Genomic DNA, 18,879 nt, shown 5'->3' with positions numbered 1-18,879 from the left:
GTGGGAGCTGGCTTGCCTGCGATGCAGGCAACTCGGTCCATCAGGTGTCCGCCACCATGCATAACCCCTGCGCCCTGATCCCGGTCTACAACCATGAAGCCGCCGTGCCCGCCGTGGTCCGCAGCCTGCTGGAGCATGGCCTGCCCTGCCTGCTGGTGGACGATGGCAGCAGCCCCGCCTGCGCCGCCGTACTGGCGCAACTGGCCAGCCTGGACAACGTCTCGCTGATCACCCTGCCCACCAAACCAGGGCAAGGGCGGTGCGGTGCAAGTCGGTTTTCGCGAAGCCGCACGCCTGGGCTTTACCCATGCCCTGCAAGTGGACGCCGACGGCCAGCACGACCTGCGCGAAGTCGCCCTGTTTATCGACGCCTCGCGCACTCACCCCCGATGCGGTGATCTGCGGCTACCCCGAATACGACGACAGCGTGCCCAAGGGCCGCCTCTACGCCCGCTACCTGACCCATGTCTGGGTGTGGATCAACAGCCTGTCGCTGCAGATCCGCGATTCGATGTGCGGCTTTCGCATCTACCCGCTGGCACCGGTGCTGGCGCTGATGGACTCGGCGCGGATCGGCAAGCGCATGGATTTCGACTCCGACATCCTCGTGCGTTTGTCATGGCGCAACCAGCCGATGCGCTGGCTGCCGACCAAGGTGCATTACCCGGCCGATGGCCTGTCGCACTTTCGGATGTTCCACGACAACCTGCTGATTTCGTCGATGCACACCCGGCTGTTCTTTGGCATGTTGCTGCGTGCGCCGCTGATCCTCTGGCGACGGTGGCAGGCATGAGCGAAAACACCCGGCATTGGGCCGACCGCCAGGAGCGCGGCAGTTTCTGGCTGATGAAGCTCACCGCGTTCGCCGCCAAGGTCCTCGGGCGCCGGATGCTGAGCCCACTGCTGTATGGCATCGTCCTGTACTTTTTCGTATTTGGTCGCGCCGCGCGCCAGAGCATCTGGCAATACCAGCAGCGCCTGGCCGACTGGAGTGGGCGCGACGAGCTGCGCCCCAGCCACAAAAAGGTCTTCAGCCAATTCATGGCCTTCGCCGACGCCTTGCTGGACAAGCTCGACGTATGGAACGGCAAGCTGCGCCTGGAACAGATCGAGATCATCGACCCGGCCCAGTTGCGCGGGCAACTGCGCGGCGAACGTGGGCAGATGCTGGTGGGTGCGCACCTGGGCAACCTGGAAGTGTGCCGGGCCCTGGCGGAGCTGGGCGAGAAAGTCACCATGAATGTGCTGGTGCACACCAAGCATGCCGAACAGTTCAACCGCCTGCTGGGCGAAGCCGGGGCGAGCAACCTGCGGCTGATCCAGGTCAGCGAACTGGACCCGGCGGTGATGCTGCTGCTCAGCCAGCGCCTGGACGACGGTGAATGGCTGGCGATTGCCGGCGACCGAATCCCGCTGCATGGCGGGCGCACCGTGCGCGTGGACTTTCTCGGCCATAGCGCGGCCTTCCCCCAGGGCCCGTGGTTGCTGGCCGGGCTGCTCAAATGCCCGGTCAACCTGCTGATGTGCCTCAAGCACCAGGGCCGCTATCGTTTGATCATCGAGCCCTTCGCCCAATTGATCGAATGGAAACGCAGCGACCGCCCGCAAGTGATCGCCCACTGGGCCGCCCGCTACGCCGAACGCCTGGGCCAGTTCTGCCTGGAAGCGCCCCAACAATGGTTCAACTTTTACCCTTTCTGGAAGACCGATGACGACGCATCTGCTTGAGCCGGTAACCTTCGGCGAACTCCCTTTGCGCATCGAAGACGTGCTGGCCCTGGCCAACCGTCAGGCGCCCACTCGCCTGCAAGACGATGCCGGGTACCGCCAGCGCATCGCCAAGGGCGCGCAGTTCCTCGATTCGCTGCTGGACAAGGAAGGCGTGATCTACGGCGTGACCACCGGCTATGGCGACTCGTGCGTGGTGGCGGTGCCGTTGCAGCATGTCGAGGCATTGCCGCGCCACCTGTACACCTTCCACGGCTGCGGCCTGGGCAAGTTGCTCGACGCCCAGGCCACCCGTGCGGTGCTGGCGGCGCGTTTACAGTCGCTGTGCCATGGCGTGTCCGGGGTGCGGGTTGAACTGCTGGAGCGCCTGCATGCGTTTCTTGAACACGACATCCTGCCGCTGATCCCGGAAGAAGGCTCGGTCGGCGCCAGCGGCGATCTGACGCCGCTGTCATACGTGGCCGCGACCTTGTCCGGCGAGCGTGAAGTGCTGTTCCGGGGCGAGCGCCGCCAGGCTGCCGATGTCCATCGCGAGCTGGGCTGGACCCCGCTGGTGCTGCGACCCAAGGAAGCCCTGGCGCTGATGAACGGCACCGCGGTGATGACCGGCCTGGCCTGCCTGGCCTTCGCCCGCGCCGACTACCTGCTGCAACTGGCCACACGCATCACCGCGCTGAACGTGGTGGCGTTGCAAGGCAACCCGGAGCACTTCGACGAACGCCTGTTCGCCGCCAAACCACACCCCGGGCAGATGCAGGTCGCAGCCTGGCTGCGCAAGGACCTGGCGATCGACGCCCCGACCGCGCCGCTGCACCGCCTGCAAGACCGCTACTCGCTACGCTGCGCGCCCCACGTCCTCGGCGTGCTGGCCGACAGCCTGAACTGGCTGCGCTCGTTTATCGAGATCGAACTCAACAGTGCCAACGACAACCCGATCATCGACGCCGAAGCCGAACGTGTGCTGCACGGCGGGCACTTCTACGGCGGGCATATCGCCTTTGCCATGGACAGCCTGAAGAACCTGGTGGCCAACGTCGCCGACCTGCTCGACCGGCAACTCGCGCTGCTGGTGGACGAGCGCTACAACCATGGCTTGCCGAGCAACCTGTCGGGCGCCCCGGCGGACCGCGCAATGATCAACCACGGCTTCAAAGCGGTGCAGATCGGCACCAGCGCCTGGACCGCCGAAGCGTTGAAAAACACCATGCCGGCCAGCGTGTTTTCGCGCTCCACCGAATGCCACAACCAGGACAAGGTCAGCATGGGCACCATCGCCGCCCGCGATGCGATCCGCGTCTTGGAGCTGACCGAACAAGTGGCCGCCGCCACCTTGCTCGCCGCCAACCAGGGCGTGTGGTTGCGCGCCCAGGTCAAGGATGCACGGCCGTTGCCGCCAGCCCTGGCTGCGATGCACGAGGCACTGGCCAAGGACTTCCCGCCGGTGATCGAAGACCGGGCCCTGGAGGGCGAACTGCGCCTGTGCCTGCAACGCATCGCCGCGCAACACTGGAGGCTGCATGCGTAGCCCCGGCGTATTGCACAGCGACACACAAATCCTCGTACCGTTCTTCGACATCGACACGATGAACGTGGTCTGGCACGGCCACTACGTGAAGTACCTGGAAATCGCCCGTTGCGCGTTGCTCGACAAGCTCGGCCACAACTACACGGCAATGCTCGAATCCGGCTATGCGTGGCCGGTGATCGACATGCAACTGCGCTACGTGCGTGGCGCCACCTTTGGCCAGACCCTCAACGTGCGCGCCAGCCTGGTGGAGTGGGAGAACCGCTTGAAGGTCAACTACCTGATCACCGACCTTGCCAGCGGCGAACGCCTGACCCGCGCCAGCACCGTGCAAGTGGCCGTAGAAATTGCCAGCCGCGAGATGCAACTGGCCTCGCCAACCGTGTTCACCACCGCCGTCGAAAGGGCCTTGAAATGCTGACCCCTGTGGGAGCTGGCTTGCCGGCGATGGACGTCAACGCTAACGCAGGGGCCCTGACACTGCGCAGCGCCCTGAGGTTTTTTGCGAGCAAGCTCGCACCTACAGCGGCAGGGTTGTTGCTGAGCTTCGGGGCTTATGCTTTTGACCTGCAACAGCTCAGCGATCAACTGGCCAAGCCTACGGTGATCCACGGCAACTTCATCCAGGAAAAACACCTGCGTGCCCTGCCCCAGCCGCTGACCAGCACAGGTACCTTCGTCCTGGCCAAGGACCACGGCCTGCTCTGGCTGCTGAAAACCCCGCTGCAGCAGGACTACCGCATCAACGCCCAGGGTATTGCCCGCCGTGATGCAAACGGTTGGCAGCCACTGCCGAACAAAAGCGCCGGCGCCGAGCAGAACCGTTTGTTCCTCGCCGTCCTGCAAGGCGACAGCAGTGGCTTGCAGCGCGACTTCGAGTTGCAGCTGCAAGGCGAAGCCAAGGCCTGGAAACTCACGTTGATCCCGCGCTCGCTGCTGCTCAAGCAAGTGTTCACCCAAATCAATATCGACGGCGGCGAACTGGTGCACACCATCGAGTTGCTGGAAACCCAGGGCGACAGCACCCTGTTGCGCATGCAGGACAGTACCAGCACGCAACCTTTGAGCGACGCGGAGCAACACGACTTTGCCCAGTGAGCGTTGGTTGCCGCGCCTGTTCCTGATCCTGCTGGTGGCCGTGCTGGCCCTGGCCGGCTGGCAATGGCGCCAGGGCGCGCCGTTGTCGGCCAACCTGATGGAACTGGTGCCAGGTAACACCCCGGACGCCCTGGAGCTGGCGGCCGAGCAGCGCATGCAGGAACCCCTGAACCGCGAGATGCTGGTGCTGGTCGGGCATGCCGAGCGTCAGCAGGCGGTGGCCATGGCCGAACAATTGGGCGAGCGCTGGCAGGCCAGCGGTCTGTTTGAAAAAGTCACCTGGACCCTGCAAGCCGACCTGCCCGCCCTGCGCCAGCAATTGCTGCAAGGGCGCCTGGCGATGCTGTCGACCAAGGACCGCGAACAGTTGATCGGCGAGCCTGCGGCGTTTATCGCAGAGCGGGTACACACACTGTTCGATCCCTTTACCGGCTTCAGCCTGGTCCCCAGCCAGGACGACTGGCTGGGCCTGACCGGACGCATCCAGAGCAGCCAGCCACAACACGGCGCGGTGCAACTGGATATCGGCAGCGGCGCGCTGATCGCCGACGCCGACGGCAAGAGCTGGGTATTGCTGCGTGCGCGTACCCAGGGCAATGCCTTTGATATGAAGCTGCCGCTGCAAGTCGCCGACTTGCTGCAAGCCAGCCGCGAACAGGCCGCCCAGCACGGCGTGCAACTGCTCGCCGCCAGCGGCCTGCTGTACGCGGCCAACGGTCAACAACAAGCCAGCCGCGAGATGACCTGGGTCGGCGGTGGCGCAACGGTGGGGATCCTGTTGCTGTTGCTGCTGGCGTTTCGTCGCTGGCGGGTGTTGCTGGCGTTTGTCCCGGTGCTGGTGGGCATGCTGTTTGGCGCGGTGGCCTGTGTGGCGCTGTTCGGCCATATGCATGTGATGACCCTGGTGCTGGGCGCGAGCCTGATCGGCGTGGCCGTCGACTACCCGCTGCACTACCTGTCCAAGAGCTGGAGCCTGCAACCCTGGCGCAGCTGGCCAGCCTTGCGCCTGACCCTGCCGGGCCTGAGCCTGAGCCTGGCCACCAGTTGCATCGGCTACCTGGCCCTGGCCTGGACGCCGTTCCCGGCGCTGACCCAGATCGCCGTGTTCTCCGCCGCCGGCCTGGTGGGCGCCTACCTGTCGGCGGTGTGCCTGTTGCCGGCGCTGCTCAACGGCATGGACCTGCGCCCGGCGCAATGGCCGCTGCGGGTCGCCGAGTTCCTGCTGGGGGTGCGTGAGTCGCTGCTCAAGCGCCTGCCGAGCCAGGCATTGCTGGTGCTGGCCCTGCTGTTCTGCGCCGGTGGCCTGTGGCATCTGAACAGCAAGAACGATATTCGCCAGTGGATCAGCGCGCCGCCGCAACTGCTGCAAGAAGCCCAGGCGATTGCCCGCATTACCGGCTACCAGCCCACCAGCCAGTTCTTCCTGGTACGCGCGGACAATCAGCAGCAGTTGCTGGAACGCCAGGCTGCGTTGAGCCTGCGCCTGGATCAACTGGTGCACATGGAAAAACTGCAAGGCTACCTGGCGCTCAATCAACTGGTCAGCCCCCCCGGCGAACAGCAGCAATTGCGCGAAGCCCTGAATCAACTGCCCGCCCTGTGGCAGCCGCTGCTCGACCTCGGCATCCCCGCCAGCGCCCTGCAAGCAGAGCTGGCGCAGTTGCAGGCGCTGCCCACCGCCGACATCGACGCCGCCCTGGCTGGCCCGCTGGCCGAGCCGTGGCGCCTGCTGTGGCTGGGCAATGTCGAGGGCGGCGTGGCGGCGATGGTCAGCCTGCAAGGCTTGAACAACCCGGCGCTGCTGCGCATCCAGGCCCTGGACCTGCCGGGCGTGCAACTGGTGGACCGCCTCGGCGACTTGAACCAGGTATTTGCCGCAACCCAGATCAGCGCTGCCGAATTGAAATTATTGTCCTGTGTACTGATCGTCTTGCTGCTGATTCTGCCCTTTGGCCTGGGCGGCGCGCTGCGGATTGTCGCCCTGCCGCTGCTGGCGGCGCTGTGCAGCCTGGCCAGCCTCGGTTGGCTGGGGCAGCCGTTGACCCTGTTCAGCCTGTTCGGCCTGCTGCTGGTGACGGCGATCAGCGTCGATTATGCAATCCTCATGCGCGAACAGATCGGCGGTGCCGCTGTCAGCCTGCTGGGGACGTTGCTGGCAGCCGTCACCACCTGGCTGTCCTTTGGCCTGCTGGCGGTGTCCAGCACCCCGGCGGTGAGTAATTTCGGCCTGTCGGTCAGCCTGGGCCTGGCCTTCAGCTTTATGCTGGCGCCATGGGCCGGCCGCCAGGAACATGCGCAATGATGCCCACTAATTTTTTTGAGTTGAATGTAATGATCGCCAACCCGGCAAGGAGCCACAGTGCCCACAGTTGAAATGGAACGCCGCCAGGTCGTGGTGATCGGTGCCGGCCCGTCCGGTGCCATTGCGGCCGCGCTGCTCAAGCGTAACGGGCATGATGTATTGATCATCGAGCGCGAGCACTTCCCGCGTTTTTCCATCGGCGAGAGCCTGCTGTCCCACTGCATAGACTTTATCGAAGAAGCCGGCATGCTCGAGGCCGTCAACGCCGCCGGTTTCCAACTGAAAACCGGTGCCGCGTTTGCCTGGGGCGAGCGCTACAGCGCCTTTGATTTCGGTGACACGTTCAGCGACGGCAAGCCCACGACCTTCCAGGTCCAGCGCGCCGACTTCGACAAGTTGCTGGCCGATCAGGCGGCGCTGCAAGGCGTAGAGATCCGTTACGGCCAGACCCTGGTCGGGGTGGATTTCGCCGCCGGCCACCGCTACCTGCATGTACGCCGCGAAAACGGTCGCGAATACCACATCAAGGCCGGCTTCGTCCTCGACGCCAGCGGTTACGGCCGCGTGCTGCCACGCCTGCTGAACCTGGAGGCGCCGTCGAACTTCCCGCTGCGCCAGGCGGTGTTCACCCACGTCGAAGACCGTATCGAACATCCGGGCTTCGACCGCAGCAAGATCCTTATCACCACCCACCCGACCCAGCGCGATATCTGGTTCTGGACCATCCCGTTCAGCAACGGGCGCTGCTCGGTGGGCGTGGTCGCGGCCAAGGAGCATTTCGCCGGCTGCGATGGGGATCTGGATGCCTGCCTGCGCCGCTTTATCGAACAAACCCCGAGCCTGTCCAGTGTGCTGGCGAATGCCGTGTGGGATACCCCGGCCCGGACCATTGGCGGCTACTCGGCGAACGTCACCACCCTGCATGGCCCGGGGTTTGCGCTGCTGGGCAATGCCGCGGAGTTCCTCGACCCGGTGTTCTCGTCCGGCGTGACCATCGCCATGCGCTCGGCCAGCATGGCCGCCGGCCTCTTGCACCGCCAGCTCAAGGGCGAAAGCGTGGACTGGCAAACCGAGTTCGCGGTGCCGCTCAAACGCGGGGTCGACACCTTCCGCTGCTACGTCGAAGGCTGGTACGCCGGCACCTTCCAGGATGTGATCTATCACCCTGGCAGCTCGCCGGAAATCCGCCGCATGATCAGTTCGATCCTCGCCGGCTACGCCTGGGATGAACGCAACCCCTTTGTCAGCGAACCCAAGCGCCGCTTGCGGATGCTCTCGGAAATTTGTGCGGCAGAAAACCTATGAGCAGCCCACCTGTGTCAAAAGAGTACTTGAGCAAAAACTACGTCGAAGAAACCAAATTCGGCTTCTGGTTCCTGCGCAGCCACACCTGGCAGCATCATGTGCTGCGCGTGGCAATCAACGACCTGCGCAGCCTGTTCAGCACCCCGCTGCCGGAAGCTCCAGTGCTGCTGGATGCCGGTTGCGGCCAGGGCAAGTCGTTCCGTTATTTGCAGCAGGTGTTCGCCCCCCAGCGCCTGATCGGCCTTGACGCCGACCCCCACAGCCTCGACCTGAGCCGTGCCGAAGCGGCGCGCCAGGGCATTGATATCGAGTTGATCGGCAGCGATTGCGCAACCCTCAAGGTGGCCGATGAGAGTGTCGATATCCTGTTCTGCCACCAGACCTTCCACCACCTGGTGGAGCAACAGCGGGCACTCACCGAGTTCTATCGGGTGCTCAAGCCGGGCGGCTACCTGCTGTTCGCCGAGTCCACCGAAGCCTATATCGACACCTGGGTGATTCGCTGGCTGTTCCGCCACCCGATGCATGTGCAGAAAAGCGCCGCCGAGTACCTGGAGATGATCCGCGACCAGGGTTTCGAGTTTGGCCCGCAGAATGTGTCGTACCCGTACCTGTGGTGGAGCCGCTCGGCTGACTTCGGCCTGCTGGAGCGTTGGGGCCTGCGTCAGCCCAAGCCGTTTGGCGAGCGTGAAGAGACCCTGGTGAATGTGGTTGCACGCAAGCCACTCGCAGGCCCGCCAGCATGATCCGCGCGTTGTTGATCGGCTGCCTGTTGCTGCTGGCCGCGTGCGCCAGCCAGCCGCCACTGCCGGTGCATACACCGAGCCTGGCCTTGCCCCTGCAATTGCATATCGAGCGCGAGCAGGACGGCCAGCGCCAGGACTGGTTGCTGGTGATCCAGCGCGAAGGCGAGGCCCTGCGCTGGTCACTGATGGACCCGCTGGGCATCCCCCAGGCCCGGCAAAAGCTGGTGGCCGGCCGTTGGCAGGCAGATGGCCTGCTACCGCCCAACCCCCAGGCCCGCGAGCTGTTTGCGGCGCTGCTGTTCGCCCTGACCCCGGCCGCTGAAATGCCCGGCAACTACCCCCAAGCCCGTGAAGGCGATGGCGTACGGGTACTCAAGCCGCACTGGCAGGTGATCTACCGCGCGCCCCTGACCTTCAGCGTGAACATGCCCGGCCAGCACCTGAACTATCGCGTCACCGCGCTTGAGAGCAGCCCATGACCGCCTACCTCAATGCCCTGGGGATCATCTGCGCCCTAGGCCGCGGCCAGCAGGCCGTGCGGCGCAATCTGTTTGCCGGGGATTGCTCGGGTATGCGCGCCGAGAGCGGCTGGGTGCCCGAGCGAGTACTGCCGGTGGGCAGCGTGCCTGGCGAACTGGCGCCACTGCCGCCGCACCTGGCCCAGCAGAGCAGTCGCAATAATCAGCTGTTGCTGGAGGCCGCCTTGCAGATCGAAGGCCCGATCCGGCAGGCGATCGACACCTTTGGCGCCTCGCGTATCGGTGTGGTGCTGGGTACCAGCACCTCGGGCATTGATGAAGCCAGTCGCGGCATCGCCCATTACCTGCGCGAAGGGCAGTTCCCCGAGGCCTATGACTACCGGCAACAGGAACTCGGCGCCCCGGCCAACTTCCTCGCCGACTGGCTGCAACTGAGCGGCCCGGCCTATGTGATTTCCACCGCCTGCACCTCCAGCGCCCGCGCAATGATGAGCGCACGCCGCCTGCTGGACCTGGGCCTGTGCGATGCGGTGCTGTGTGGCGGGGTCGATAGCCTGTGCAAGCTGACCCTCAATGGCTTTACCTCGCTGGAAGCGGTCTCCAGCGAACGCTGCAACCCGTTTTCGGTGAACCGCAACGGCATCAATATCGGCGAGGCGGCGGTGCTGTTCCTGATGAGCAAAACCCCGGCGCCCATCGCCCTGCTGGGTAGCGGCGCCAGTTGCGATGCGCACCATATTTCTGCGCCGGAACCCAGCGGCAAGGGCGCATTGCAGGCCATGCGCAAGGCCCTGGCCAGCGCGAAACTGGCGCCGGCGCAGATCGGTTACCTGAACCTGCACGGCACCGCCACCCAGCATAACGACGCCATGGAAAGCCTGGCCGTGGCAAGCCTGTTCCCCGCCGGTGTAGCCTGTTCCTCGACCAAGCCCATGACCGGCCATACCCTCGGCGCCGCCGGGGCGCTGGAAGCGGCATTCTGCTGGCTGAGCCTGATGGAAGGTGCTGTGCCGCCCCATATCTGGGACGGCCAAGCCGACCCGGCGCTGCCCGCCCTGCGCTGGGCCAAGGTCGGCGACCTCCTGGAAAAACGCTGCCTGATGAGTAACTCGTTTGCCTTCGGCGGCAATAACGTCAGCCTGATTATCGGAGACGCCCTATGAGCCATTGGCCACTCGCCGAACTGCTGCCCCACGCCGGGGACATGATCCTGATCGACCAGGTGTTGGCGTTCGATGAAGAACAGATCCGCACCCGCGTCACCGTCAAGCCCGGCGGCCTGTTCAACCGCCCTGACGGCAGCCTGCCGGCCTGGGTCGGCGTCGAGTTGATGGCGCAAAGCGTGGCCGCCTATGCCGGCTGCCGCGCACGCCAGAACGGCGAAGCAGTGGAGTTGGGCTTCCTGCTGGGCACGCGCAAATTCGAATGCAATGTCGAGCACTTTCCCGCCGGCAGCGAACTGACCATCCACGGCCTGCGCTCCCTGGAAGACGACAACGGCATGGGTGTGTTCGAATGCCACCTGACCGGCGACGGGATCCAGGCCAGCGCCCGCCTGAACGTATTTCGACCGCCCCAGGCGGCCAACTATTTAGCTGAATCGAAGGACACGCGTCATGACTGAATCCGTACTGGTCACCGGCTCCAGCCGGGGTATCGGCCGCGCTATCGCCCTGCGCCTGGCCCAGGCCGGCCATGACATTGTGCTGCATTGCCGCAGCGGCCGCGCCGAGGCAGATGCCGTACAGGTCGAAGTCGAGGCCCTGGGCCGCAAGGCGCGGGTACTGCAATTCGACGTGGCGGACCGGGCCACCTGCAAGCAGATCCTTGAAGCCGACGTAGAAGCCCACGGTGCCTATTACGGCGTGGTGCTGAATGCCGGGCTGACCCGCGATGGCGCGTTCCCGGCGTTGTCGGAAGACGACTGGGACGTGGTGATGCGTACCAATCTCGATGGTTTCTATAACGTGCTACACCCAGTGATGATGCCGATGATCCGGCGTCGTGCGGCCGGGCGCATTGTATGTATTACCTCGGTCTCGGGGCTGATCGGCAACCGTGGCCAGGTCAACTACAGCGCGTCCAAGGCCGGCCTGATCGGCGCCGCCAAGGCCCTGGCCATTGAGCTGGGCAAGCGCAAGATCACCGTCAACTGCGTGGCCCCGGGCCTGATCGACACGGCAATGCTCGATGAGAATGTGCCGGTGGAAGAGCTGATGAAAATGATCCCCGCGCAACGCATGGGCACCCCCGAAGAGGTCGCCAGTGCGGTGAACTTCCTGATGTCAGCCGAAGCCGGCTACATCACCCGCCAGGTCCTGGCCGTGAACGGGGGCCTGTGCTGATGAAACGTGTGGTAGTCACCGGCATGGCCGGCATGACCTCCCTGGGCAGCGACTGGGACACCATCGTCGCCAACTTCCGCGCCCGGCGCAGCGGTATCCGGCGCATGGACGAGTGGGATCGCTTCAGCGAACTGAACACCCGCCTGGCCGGGCCGATTGACGACTTTGTGGTGCCCGCCCACTGGACCCGCAAACAATTGCGCAGCATGGGCCGGGTCTCGCGCCTGGCGGTGTGGGCCGCCGAGCAGGCGTTGCAAGACGCCGGCCTGCTGGGCGATGCGTCGATCAAGGATGGGCGCATGGGTGTGGCCTGCGGCTCATCCACCGGCAGCACCGACGAGATCAAGGCATTCGGCAATATGCTGCTCAACTCGGTGGCCGAGGGTCTGAACGCCAACTCCTACGTGCGCATGATGCCGCACACCACGGCGGCCAATATCAGCATCTTTTTTGGCCTCACCGGGCGCCTGATCCCCACGTCCAGCGCGTGTACCAGTGGCAGCCAGGGCATCGGCTATGCCTATGAAGCGATCAAGTTCGGCCGCCTGCCACTGATGCTCGCCGGTGGCGCCGAAGAACTGTGCCCCACCGAAGCCATGGTGTTTGACGCGCTCTACGCCACCAGCCTGAAAAACGACGCGCCGCAAACCAGCCCACGGCCCTACGACAGCGGTCGCGACGGCCTGGTGATCGGCGAAGGCGGCGGCATGCTGGTGCTTGAGGAGCTGGAACATGCCCTGGCCCGTGGTGCGCATATCCATGCCGAAATCGTTGGTTTTGGCAGCAACGCCGACGGCCAGCACACCACGCGACCTGAACAGACCACCATGCGCCGCGCCATGGAGCTGGCCCTCGAAGATGCCGGCCTGGCGCCGGATGCCATCGGTTATGTGAACGGCCACGGCACCGCCACCGAACAAGGTGACATTGCCGAAACCCTGGCCACCAGCAGCCTGTTCGGCAGCCGCATGCCCATCAGCTCGCAGAAGAGTTTCCTCGGCCATACCCTGGGCGCCTGCGGGGCGCTGGAGTCGTGGTTCAGCATCGAGATGATGAACCGCGACCAGTACGTGCCGACCTTCAACCTCGATCAAGTGGACCCGCGCTGCGGCGAGCTGGATTACCTGCGCGGCGAGTTCCGCCAGATGCACAACGACTACGTGATGAACAACAACTTTGCCTTTGGCGGCGTCAACACGTCGCTGATCTTTCGCCGCTGGCAGTAAGCCTTTTATTTGATTGGAGAGAACGCAATGTCTTCGTTGCTACGCGCCACCCTTATCGCCCTGACGCTGCTGACCGCTGCCGGCTGCACCAGCAAGCCGGTGCTCAACACCCAGCACGCGCTTGCCGCCAACGAGCAGGTCAGTGAAGAGAAAATGAAACAGAGCATCCTCACCGCCCTGGACAAGCGCAACTGGACCGTGCAACGCGCCGACCCACGCCTGATCCAGGCCCAGATCAATGTGCGCAACCGCTACTACGCCGAAATCGACATTCGCTACACCGGCACCAGCTACGCCATCACGTATCGCGACAGCCAGGAACTGGGCTACAAGAACGGCAAGATCCATCGCAACTACAACCGCTGGGTGAGCATGCTCGACCGCGACATCATGGCCGCGTTGCGCTCTAACGGCGCCGCGCAAGCGGGTACCGCGGCGCAGTTGTTCAAGGAGACGGGGACGTCGAAGCAGAACTGATCGGCGCCTGAAAAACCGGCATCTACCTTGCACCAGAAACGACAAAGGGCGCCTTTCGGCGCCCTCTTCACAAGCAGGCTGGCTTGGCCTTAACAGCTAAAAACTGCTCACTGGAAAGTTCAGCGATTTTGTAAGTTCGTTTGCCATGCCGATCCTTACGCTTGATTCGATCAAGTCGTCCAAGGCTGACGGTGGCAACGCTGTCGCATTTCGCCCAGCACACTGGGTTAGCTTTCAAGCTGCAAGTGGTGTGCGAGTACCGTCTGCGGCGCCGTGGTACTTAGGGGCACAACCGTTACCAACAGCTTATTGGTCCTGTGCCTGCGTATCACAATGACGGGTCTGATCTTGATGATTTCCGGCACCTCATAGCCTCGAAAATCACGAATCAACACACTGCCTTCTTTGGGCTGATAGAGAAGTGTCATCCATGTCACTCAGTGAAAAACAAACGGTTCCGGTACCTGATATGTGAACGCCGCTACACCAACGCCTTACGCGTCAGCAGCTCGACAAACGCCTTGGCCATGGGTGACTGCTGGTCCTTGCGCTGAACCAGCCACACTGCCGTTACCGCCTCCGGGTCGAGCAAGGTGCGGTAGACCACACCGTCGATGCGGATGCGCTGGTATGACGCCGGCAACACCGAGACTCCCAACCCCGCCGCCACCAGGCCGATGATGGTCATGGCCTCGCCCGCCTCCTGGGCGAAGTGCGGGCTGAAACCGGCATCGCGGGCCAGGTTGATCAACTGTGCGTACAAACCACTACCGTAGGCCCGTGGGAAGAATACGAAGGATTCTTCAGCCAACTGCGTCAGGTGCAAACCGCGCTCGCTGCCTTGCGCCAACGGATGCCCGGCACTGAGTACCGCCACCAGGGGCTCACGCATCAGCTCTACGACACTCAATGCATCGGGCAATGGCAACGGGCGCATCAAGCCGACCTGGATCGTTTCATCCCCCAGCGCATCAGCCACCTCGGTGCTGCTCATCTCCTGCAAATTCAAATGCACTGCCGGGAAGGCCTGGCGAAAAGCAAAAATCGCCTGTGGGATGCTGGAGTTGAACGGCGCCGAAGAGGTGAAGCCAATCTTCAGTTCCCCCAGCTCCCCCAACTGCGCTCGGCGTGCCACATCCGCAGCCTTGTCGACCTGGGCCAGTACCAGGCGGGCTTCCGTGAGGAACAAGCGCCCGGCCTCGCTCAGCTCGACCCGACGATTGGTGCGTTCGAACAACCGGGCGCCGACCTCCTGCTCCAGCGCCTGGATCTGCTGGCTCAAGGGCGGCTGAGAGATGCCCAGGACCTGGGCGGCCCGGCCGAAATGCAGCTCTTCAGCCACGGCGATGAAGTAGCGCAAGTGGCGTAATTCCATGAAAACCTCATTAGGTCGTAAAAGCTATCAAACAGGTCGAACAATATATTGGAAAGAATCATTAGCCAGCTATATTCTTTTTTGCATGGCCAGTCCTGGCTGCCTTTGCTTCCCGAGGTCCCGCGTGAAAGCTGCTGTCGCTCCGCTTGCCCAAGAACGTCCGCCCACTGCCCTGGATGAGGTGGTGGCGCAACTCAACGACGTGTACATCGAAAAAGGTACGCCGTTGTTTATGCGTACAGTGCTGGCGCTGTTTTCCGGGGGCTTTGCCACCTTTGCCCTGCTGTATTGCGTACAGCCGATGATGCCGGTGCTGTCCCACGAATTTTCCATCAACGCCGCGCAGAGCAGCCTGATCCTCTCCGTCTCCACCGCGATGCTCGCCTTTGGCCTGCTGATCACCGGGCCGATTTCCGACCGCCTGGGGCGCAAACCGGTGATGGTCACCTCGCTGTTCTGCGCAGCCGTGTGCACCATCGCCAGCGGCCTGATGCCGACCTGGGAAGGCATCCTGTGGATGCGCGCGCTGCTCGGTCTGTCCCTCAGTGGCCTGGCGGCCGTGGCCATGACCTACCTCAGCGAAGAGATCCACCCGCAGCACATCGGCCTGGCCATGGGCCTGTACATCGGCGGCAACGCGATTGGGGGCATGAGCGGGCGCCTGATCACTGGCGTATTGATCGACTTTGTCAGCTGGCACACGGCAATGCTGATCATCGGCGCACTGGCGCTGATTGCGGCGACGGTGTTCTGGAAGATTCTGCCGCCCTCGCGCAACTTCCGCGCCAGCAGCCTCAAGCCGCGCAACCTGATCAACGGTTTCGTCATGCACTTCAAGGATGCCGGCCTGCCCTGGCTGTTTCTTGAGGCCTTTGTGTTGATGGGGGCGTTTGTCACGCTGTTCAACTACATCGGCTACCGCTTGCTGGCCGATCCCTATGACCTGAGCCAGGCGGTGGTGGGCCTGCTGTCGGTGGTGTACCTGTCGGGCATCTACAGCTCGGCGAAGATTGGCTCGCTGGCCGACCGCCTCGGCCGCCGTCGCGTACTCTGGGCCACGATTGTGCTGATGCTGGCCGGCATCACCCTGACCCTGTTCAGCCCGCTGCCACTGATCATCATCGGCATGCTGATCTTCACCTTCGGCTTCTTCGGCGCCCACTCGGTAGCCAGCAGTTGGATCGGCCGCCGCGCCCTGCAATCCAAGGGGCAGGCGTCGTCGCTGTACCTGTTCAGCTATTACGCAGGGTCGAGCATTGCCGGGACGGCCGGTGGGTTTTTCTGGCATTACGCCGGATGGAACGGGATTGGCGGGTTTATCGTCGCGCTGCTGATCGTGGCGTTGCTGGTGGCGTTGAAGCTGGCCAAGTTGCCACCGCTCAAACTGTAGGAGCTGGCTTGCCAGCGATGTGGCCCGAAGAATCACCACAAGGCTCAGGCATGTCATCGCCGGCAAGCCGGCTCCTACAACAATCGTCAGCCAATAAAAAACCGGCCTGAGCCGGTTTTTTATTAGCTGATGCTTACTCGTGATACTGCGCCGACAACTCATGCACCGCACGCAGGAACGCGCCTGCATGCTCTGGGTTCACTTCCGGGGTGATGCCATGGCCGAGGTTGAACACGTGGCCGCTGCCCTTGCCGTAGCTGGCGAGGATGCGGCCCACTTCGGCGCGGATCGCTTCCGGCTTGGCGTAGAGCACGGTCGGGTCCATGTTGCCTTGCAGGGCCACCTGGTTGCCGACGCGGCGACGGCGACGGCTTCGCCCAGGTCGCAGGTCCAGTCCAGGCCCAGCGCATCGGCGCCCGCATCAGCGATGCTTTCCAGCCACAGACCGCCACCCTTGGTGAACAGGATCACCGGCACTTTGCGGCCTTCGTGTTCGCGGATCAGGCCACTGACGATTTTGCGCATGTAGGCCAGGGAGAACTCCTGGTACGCCGCCGCCGACAGGTTGCCGCCCCAGGTGTCGAAGATCTGCACCGCTTGCGCGCCGGCCATGATCTGGCCGTTGAGGTAGGACACGACCGACTGCGCCAGCTTGTCCAGCAGCAAGTGCATGGCTTGTGGGTTGTCGTAGAGCATGGCCTTGGTCCTGCGGAAGTCTTTCGACGAACCGCCTTCGACCATATAGGTGGCCAGGGTCCACGGGCTGCCGGAGAAGCCGATCAGCGGTACGCGGCCATTGAGTTCACGGCGGATGGTGCTGACGGCGTCCATCACGTAACCGAGGTCTTTGTGTGGGTCCGGGATCGGCAGGGCTTCGATGTCGGCCAGGGTGCTGATCACTTTCTTGAAGCGTGGACCTTCGCCGGTTTCAAAGTACAGGCCTTGGCCCATGGCATCGGGGATGGTCAGGATATCGGAGAAAAGAATGGCCGCATCCAGTTGTGGATAGCGGTCCAGCGGCTGCATCGTGACTTCGCAGGCGAACTCCGGGTTCATGCACAAGCTCATGAAATCGCCCGCGTTGGCGCGGCTGGCGCGGTACTCCGGCAGGTAGCGACCGGCTTGACGCATCATCCACACGGGGGTGACGTCTACGGGTTGCTTGAGCAGGGCACGAAGGAAACGGTCGTTCTTGAGGGCAGTCATGTCGGCATCCGCAAAAAAAGTGCGGGCATTTTCTCAGAGCCGGACGCAAAAGGCACGGTTACAGGTCAGCCTTTTGTCTATCGGGTCAATTTGTCGCGGACATGAAAGCACCGCAAAACAAATGTGGGAGCGGGCTTGCTCGCGAATGCGGGTTGTCAGTGGACATATCTGGTCACTGTTAGATCGCATTCGCGAGCAAGCCCGCTCCCACATTTTTGATCCCATTCCAGGGGGATCAGTATTAGACCTGCAAGTAGTCCAGGATGCCCTCGGCGGCGTTGCGGCCTTCGAAGATCGCCGTCACCACCAGGTCAGAGCCGCGCACCATATCGCCACCGGCGAAGATTTTCGGGTTGCTGGTCTGGTGCTTGTACTGGCCTTGTTCCGGGGCCACGACGCGGCCCTGGCTGTCGGTCTGGATCTGGAACTGCTCGAACCACGGCGCCGGGCTTGGGCGGAAGCCGAAAGCGATGACCACGGCGTCAGCCGGGATGATCTCTTCGGAACCCGGGATCGGCTCGGGGCTGCGGCGGCCCCGGGCGTCCGGTTCGCCGAGACGGGTCTCGACCACCTTCACGCCTTCGACGCGGTCTTCACCGACAATCGCGATCGGCTGGCGGTTGTAGAGGAATTTCACGCCTTCTTCCTTGGCGTTCTTCACCTCTTTGCGCGAGCCCGGCATGTTGGCCTCGTCACGGCGATAGGCACAGGTCACCGACTTGGCGCCCTGGCGGATCGACGTGCGGTTGCAGTCCATCGCGGTGTCACCACCGCCCAGTACCACGACCTTCTTGCCTTTCATGTCGACGAAATCTTCCGGCGACTTTTCAAAGCCCAGGTTGCGGTTGACGTTGGCGATCAGGAAGTCGAGCGCGTCATACACGCCCGGCAGGTCCTCACCGGCAAAGCCGCCCTTCATGTAGGTGTAGGTGCCCATGCCCATGAATACCGCATCGTATTCTTCGAGCAGTTGCTCCATGGTGATGTCTTTGCCGATTTCGGTGTTGAGACGGAACTCGATACCCATGCCGGTGAAGACTTCGCGGCGATTACTCAGCACGGTCTTTTCCAGCTTGAACTCGGGGATGCCGAAGGTCAGCAGGCCACCGATTTCCGGGTTCTTGTCGAACACCACCGGGGTCACACCGCCACGCACCAGCACGTCAGCACAACCCAGGCCCGCCGGGCCCGCGCCGATAATCGCCACGCGCTTGCCGGTCGGCTTGACCTTGGACATGTCCGGGCGCCAGCCCATGGCGAACGCGGTGTCGGTGATGTACTTCTCCACCGAGCCGATGGTCACCGCACCAAAGCCGTCGTTGAGGGTGCAGGCACCCTCGCACAGACGATCCTGGGGACAAACCCGGCCGCAGACTTCCGGCAGGGTGTTGGTCTGGTGCGACAGCTCGGCGGCGGCGAGGATATTGCCCTCGGCCACCAGCTTGAGCCAGTTGGGAATGAAGTTGTGCACCGGGCACTTCCATTCGCAATACGGGTTACCGCACCCCAGGCAGCGGTGGGCCTGATCGGCCGAGTGCTGGGGTTTGAAGGGTTCGTAGATCTCCACGAACTCTTTCTTGCGTTGACGCAACAGTTTCTTCTTCGGATCTTTGCGCCCGACATCGATGAACTGGAAGTCGTTATTCAGACGTTCAGCCATGTTAAAACCTCATCAAA

17 protein-coding genes and 2 pseudogenes are annotated in these 18,879 nt (G+C 63.4%); 15 read left to right on the top strand and 4 right to left on the bottom strand.

Translation table 11 applies throughout. The features are described from left to right. Positions 1-56 precede the first annotated feature (56 nt). The 14 genes and pseudogenes from PSH80_RS01945 (at position 57) to PSH80_RS01880 (ending at position 13,231) form a co-directional block, all read left to right on the top strand. A pseudogene (locus tag PSH80_RS01945) lies at positions 57-793 on the top strand (glycosyltransferase family 2 protein). Further along, complete coding sequence (locus PSH80_RS01940) at positions 790-1,728, top strand: glycosyl transferase (RefSeq protein ID WP_186625793.1); 939 nt, start codon at positions 790-792, stop codon at positions 1,726-1,728. The pseudogene PSH80_RS01945 and the gene PSH80_RS01940 overlap by 4 nt, the downstream one beginning before the upstream one ends. Further along, positions 1,709-3,253: a histidine ammonia-lyase gene (gene hutH / locus PSH80_RS01935; protein WP_057958094.1), complete on the top strand. Its 1,545-nt coding sequence runs from the start codon at positions 1,709-1,711 to the stop codon at positions 3,251-3,253. Before PSH80_RS01940 ends, hutH begins: the two co-directional genes overlap by 20 nt. Beyond that, positions 3,246-3,674 carry a thioesterase family protein gene (locus PSH80_RS01930; RefSeq protein ID WP_057958093.1) on the top strand — a complete coding sequence of 143 codons (429 nt, stop codon included), beginning with the start codon at positions 3,246-3,248 and terminating at the stop codon, positions 3,672-3,674. Before hutH ends, PSH80_RS01930 begins: the two co-directional genes overlap by 8 nt. Then, a complete protein-coding gene (locus PSH80_RS01925; protein WP_233096763.1) occupies positions 3,668-4,351 on the top strand; it encodes an outer membrane lipoprotein carrier protein LolA in 684 nt (227 codons plus the stop codon). The genes PSH80_RS01930 and PSH80_RS01925 overlap by 7 nt, the downstream gene beginning before the upstream one ends. Further along, positions 4,341-6,653 (top strand): MMPL family transporter, encoded by a 2,313-nt coding sequence (locus PSH80_RS01920; protein ID WP_057958092.1) that lies wholly within the window; start codon positions 4,341-4,343, stop codon positions 6,651-6,653. The genes PSH80_RS01925 and PSH80_RS01920 overlap by 11 nt, the downstream gene beginning before the upstream one ends. Positions 6,654-6,710: 57 nt before the next feature. Further along, positions 6,711-7,958: an NAD(P)/FAD-dependent oxidoreductase gene (locus PSH80_RS01915; protein ID WP_143110322.1), complete on the top strand. Its 1,248-nt coding sequence runs from the start codon at positions 6,711-6,713 to the stop codon at positions 7,956-7,958. 11 nt (positions 7,959-7,969) lie between these two features. After that, entirely contained in the window at positions 7,970-8,704 is a 735-nt protein-coding gene (locus PSH80_RS01910; protein WP_170044510.1) for a class I SAM-dependent methyltransferase, read from the top strand. Then, positions 8,701-9,183 carry a hypothetical protein gene (locus PSH80_RS01905; RefSeq protein ID WP_057958090.1) on the top strand — a complete coding sequence of 161 codons (483 nt, stop codon included), beginning with the start codon at positions 8,701-8,703 and terminating at the stop codon, positions 9,181-9,183. The genes PSH80_RS01910 and PSH80_RS01905 overlap by 4 nt, the downstream gene beginning before the upstream one ends. Continuing rightward, positions 9,180-10,346, top strand: a complete 1,167-nt coding sequence (locus PSH80_RS01900; protein ID WP_057958089.1) for a beta-ketoacyl-[acyl-carrier-protein] synthase family protein — start codon at positions 9,180-9,182, stop codon at positions 10,344-10,346. Before PSH80_RS01905 ends, PSH80_RS01900 begins: the two co-directional genes overlap by 4 nt. Continuing rightward, positions 10,343-10,807 (top strand): hotdog family protein, encoded by a 465-nt coding sequence (locus PSH80_RS01895; protein WP_057437248.1) that lies wholly within the window; start codon positions 10,343-10,345, stop codon positions 10,805-10,807. The genes PSH80_RS01900 and PSH80_RS01895 overlap by 4 nt, the downstream gene beginning before the upstream one ends. Next, entirely contained in the window at positions 10,800-11,528 is a 729-nt protein-coding gene (fabG, locus tag PSH80_RS01890) for a 3-oxoacyl-ACP reductase FabG (protein WP_057437246.1), read from the top strand. The genes PSH80_RS01895 and fabG overlap by 8 nt, the downstream gene beginning before the upstream one ends. Continuing rightward, positions 11,528-12,754 carry a beta-ketoacyl-ACP synthase gene (locus PSH80_RS01885; protein ID WP_057958183.1) on the top strand — a complete coding sequence of 409 codons (1,227 nt, stop codon included), beginning with the start codon at positions 11,528-11,530 and terminating at the stop codon, positions 12,752-12,754. Before fabG ends, PSH80_RS01885 begins: the two co-directional genes overlap by 1 nt. A gap of 27 nt (positions 12,755-12,781) precedes the next feature. Then, complete coding sequence (locus PSH80_RS01880) at positions 12,782-13,231, top strand: hypothetical protein (protein WP_057958088.1); 450 nt, start codon at positions 12,782-12,784, stop codon at positions 13,229-13,231. Between the two features lie 227 nt (positions 13,232-13,458). On the opposite strand, the gene PSH80_RS01875 is transcribed toward PSH80_RS01880, so the two are convergent. Both PSH80_RS01875 and PSH80_RS01870 read right to left on the bottom strand, forming a co-directional pair. After that, the gene (locus tag PSH80_RS01875) at positions 13,459-13,659 is read right to left on the bottom strand and encodes a type II toxin-antitoxin system PemK/MazF family toxin (protein ID WP_225923832.1); all 201 of its coding nucleotides are present in this window, start codon (positions 13,657-13,659) and stop codon (positions 13,459-13,461) included. Between the two features lie 53 nt (positions 13,660-13,712). Then, positions 13,713-14,606 (bottom strand): LysR family transcriptional regulator, encoded by an 894-nt coding sequence (locus tag PSH80_RS01870; protein ID WP_198799425.1) that lies wholly within the window; start codon positions 14,604-14,606, stop codon positions 13,713-13,715. A 172-nt stretch (positions 14,607-14,778) separates the two neighbouring features. Here PSH80_RS01870 and PSH80_RS01865 point away from each other — a divergent pair, with 172 nt between their 5' ends. After that, the gene (locus PSH80_RS01865; protein ID WP_233096771.1) at positions 14,779-15,996 is read left to right on the top strand and encodes an MFS transporter; all 1,218 of its coding nucleotides are present in this window, start codon (positions 14,779-14,781) and stop codon (positions 15,994-15,996) included. A 133-nt stretch (positions 15,997-16,129) separates the two neighbouring features. Here PSH80_RS01865 and hemE read toward each other — a convergent pair. Together hemE and PSH80_RS01855 are read right to left on the bottom strand one after the other, a co-directional pair. Next, positions 16,130-17,202, bottom strand: a pseudogene (hemE, locus tag PSH80_RS01860) (uroporphyrinogen decarboxylase). 241 nt (positions 17,203-17,443) lie between these two features. Further along, positions 17,444-18,862, bottom strand: a complete 1,419-nt coding sequence (locus tag PSH80_RS01855; protein WP_034105894.1) for an FAD-dependent oxidoreductase — start codon at positions 18,860-18,862, stop codon at positions 17,444-17,446. Between the last annotated feature and the right edge of the window lie 17 nt (positions 18,863-18,879).

The organism is Pseudomonas sp. FP818 (assembly GCF_030687335.1).
GTDB lineage: Bacteria > Pseudomonadota > Gammaproteobacteria > Pseudomonadales > Pseudomonadaceae > Aquipseudomonas > Aquipseudomonas shahriarae.
This window is presented reverse-complemented; position numbering and strand designations above follow the sequence as displayed.

Excerpts from the sequence above, each read along its gene's own strand:
- PSH80_RS01940 (WP_186625793.1), top strand. The coding sequence starts at position 790 with ATGAGCGAAAACACCCGGCATTGGGCCGACCGCCAGGAGCGCGGCAGT.
- PSH80_RS01895 (WP_057437248.1), top strand. The coding sequence starts at position 10,343 with ATGAGCCATTGGCCACTCGCCGAACTGCTGCCCCACGCCGGGGACATG.
- PSH80_RS01870 (WP_198799425.1), bottom strand. The coding sequence starts at position 14,606 with ATGGAATTACGCCACTTGCGCTACTTCATCGCCGTGGCTGAAGAGCTG.
- PSH80_RS01885 (WP_057958183.1), top strand. The coding sequence starts at position 11,528 with ATGAAACGTGTGGTAGTCACCGGCATGGCCGGCATGACCTCCCTGGGC.
- fabG (WP_057437246.1), top strand. The coding sequence starts at position 10,800 with ATGACTGAATCCGTACTGGTCACCGGCTCCAGCCGGGGTATCGGCCGC.
- PSH80_RS01875 (WP_225923832.1), bottom strand. The coding sequence starts at position 13,659 with ATGACACTTCTCTATCAGCCCAAAGAAGGCAGTGTGTTGATTCGTGAT.
- PSH80_RS01925 (WP_233096763.1), top strand. The coding sequence starts at position 3,668 with ATGCTGACCCCTGTGGGAGCTGGCTTGCCGGCGATGGACGTCAACGCT.
- PSH80_RS01930 (WP_057958093.1), top strand. The coding sequence starts at position 3,246 with ATGCGTAGCCCCGGCGTATTGCACAGCGACACACAAATCCTCGTACCG.
- PSH80_RS01855 (WP_034105894.1), bottom strand. The coding sequence starts at position 18,862 with ATGGCTGAACGTCTGAATAACGACTTCCAGTTCATCGATGTCGGGCGC.
- PSH80_RS01880 (WP_057958088.1), top strand. The coding sequence starts at position 12,782 with ATGTCTTCGTTGCTACGCGCCACCCTTATCGCCCTGACGCTGCTGACC.
- PSH80_RS01900 (WP_057958089.1), top strand. The coding sequence starts at position 9,180 with ATGACCGCCTACCTCAATGCCCTGGGGATCATCTGCGCCCTAGGCCGC.
- hutH (WP_057958094.1), top strand. The coding sequence starts at position 1,709 with ATGACGACGCATCTGCTTGAGCCGGTAACCTTCGGCGAACTCCCTTTG.
- PSH80_RS01905 (WP_057958090.1), top strand. The coding sequence starts at position 8,701 with ATGATCCGCGCGTTGTTGATCGGCTGCCTGTTGCTGCTGGCCGCGTGC.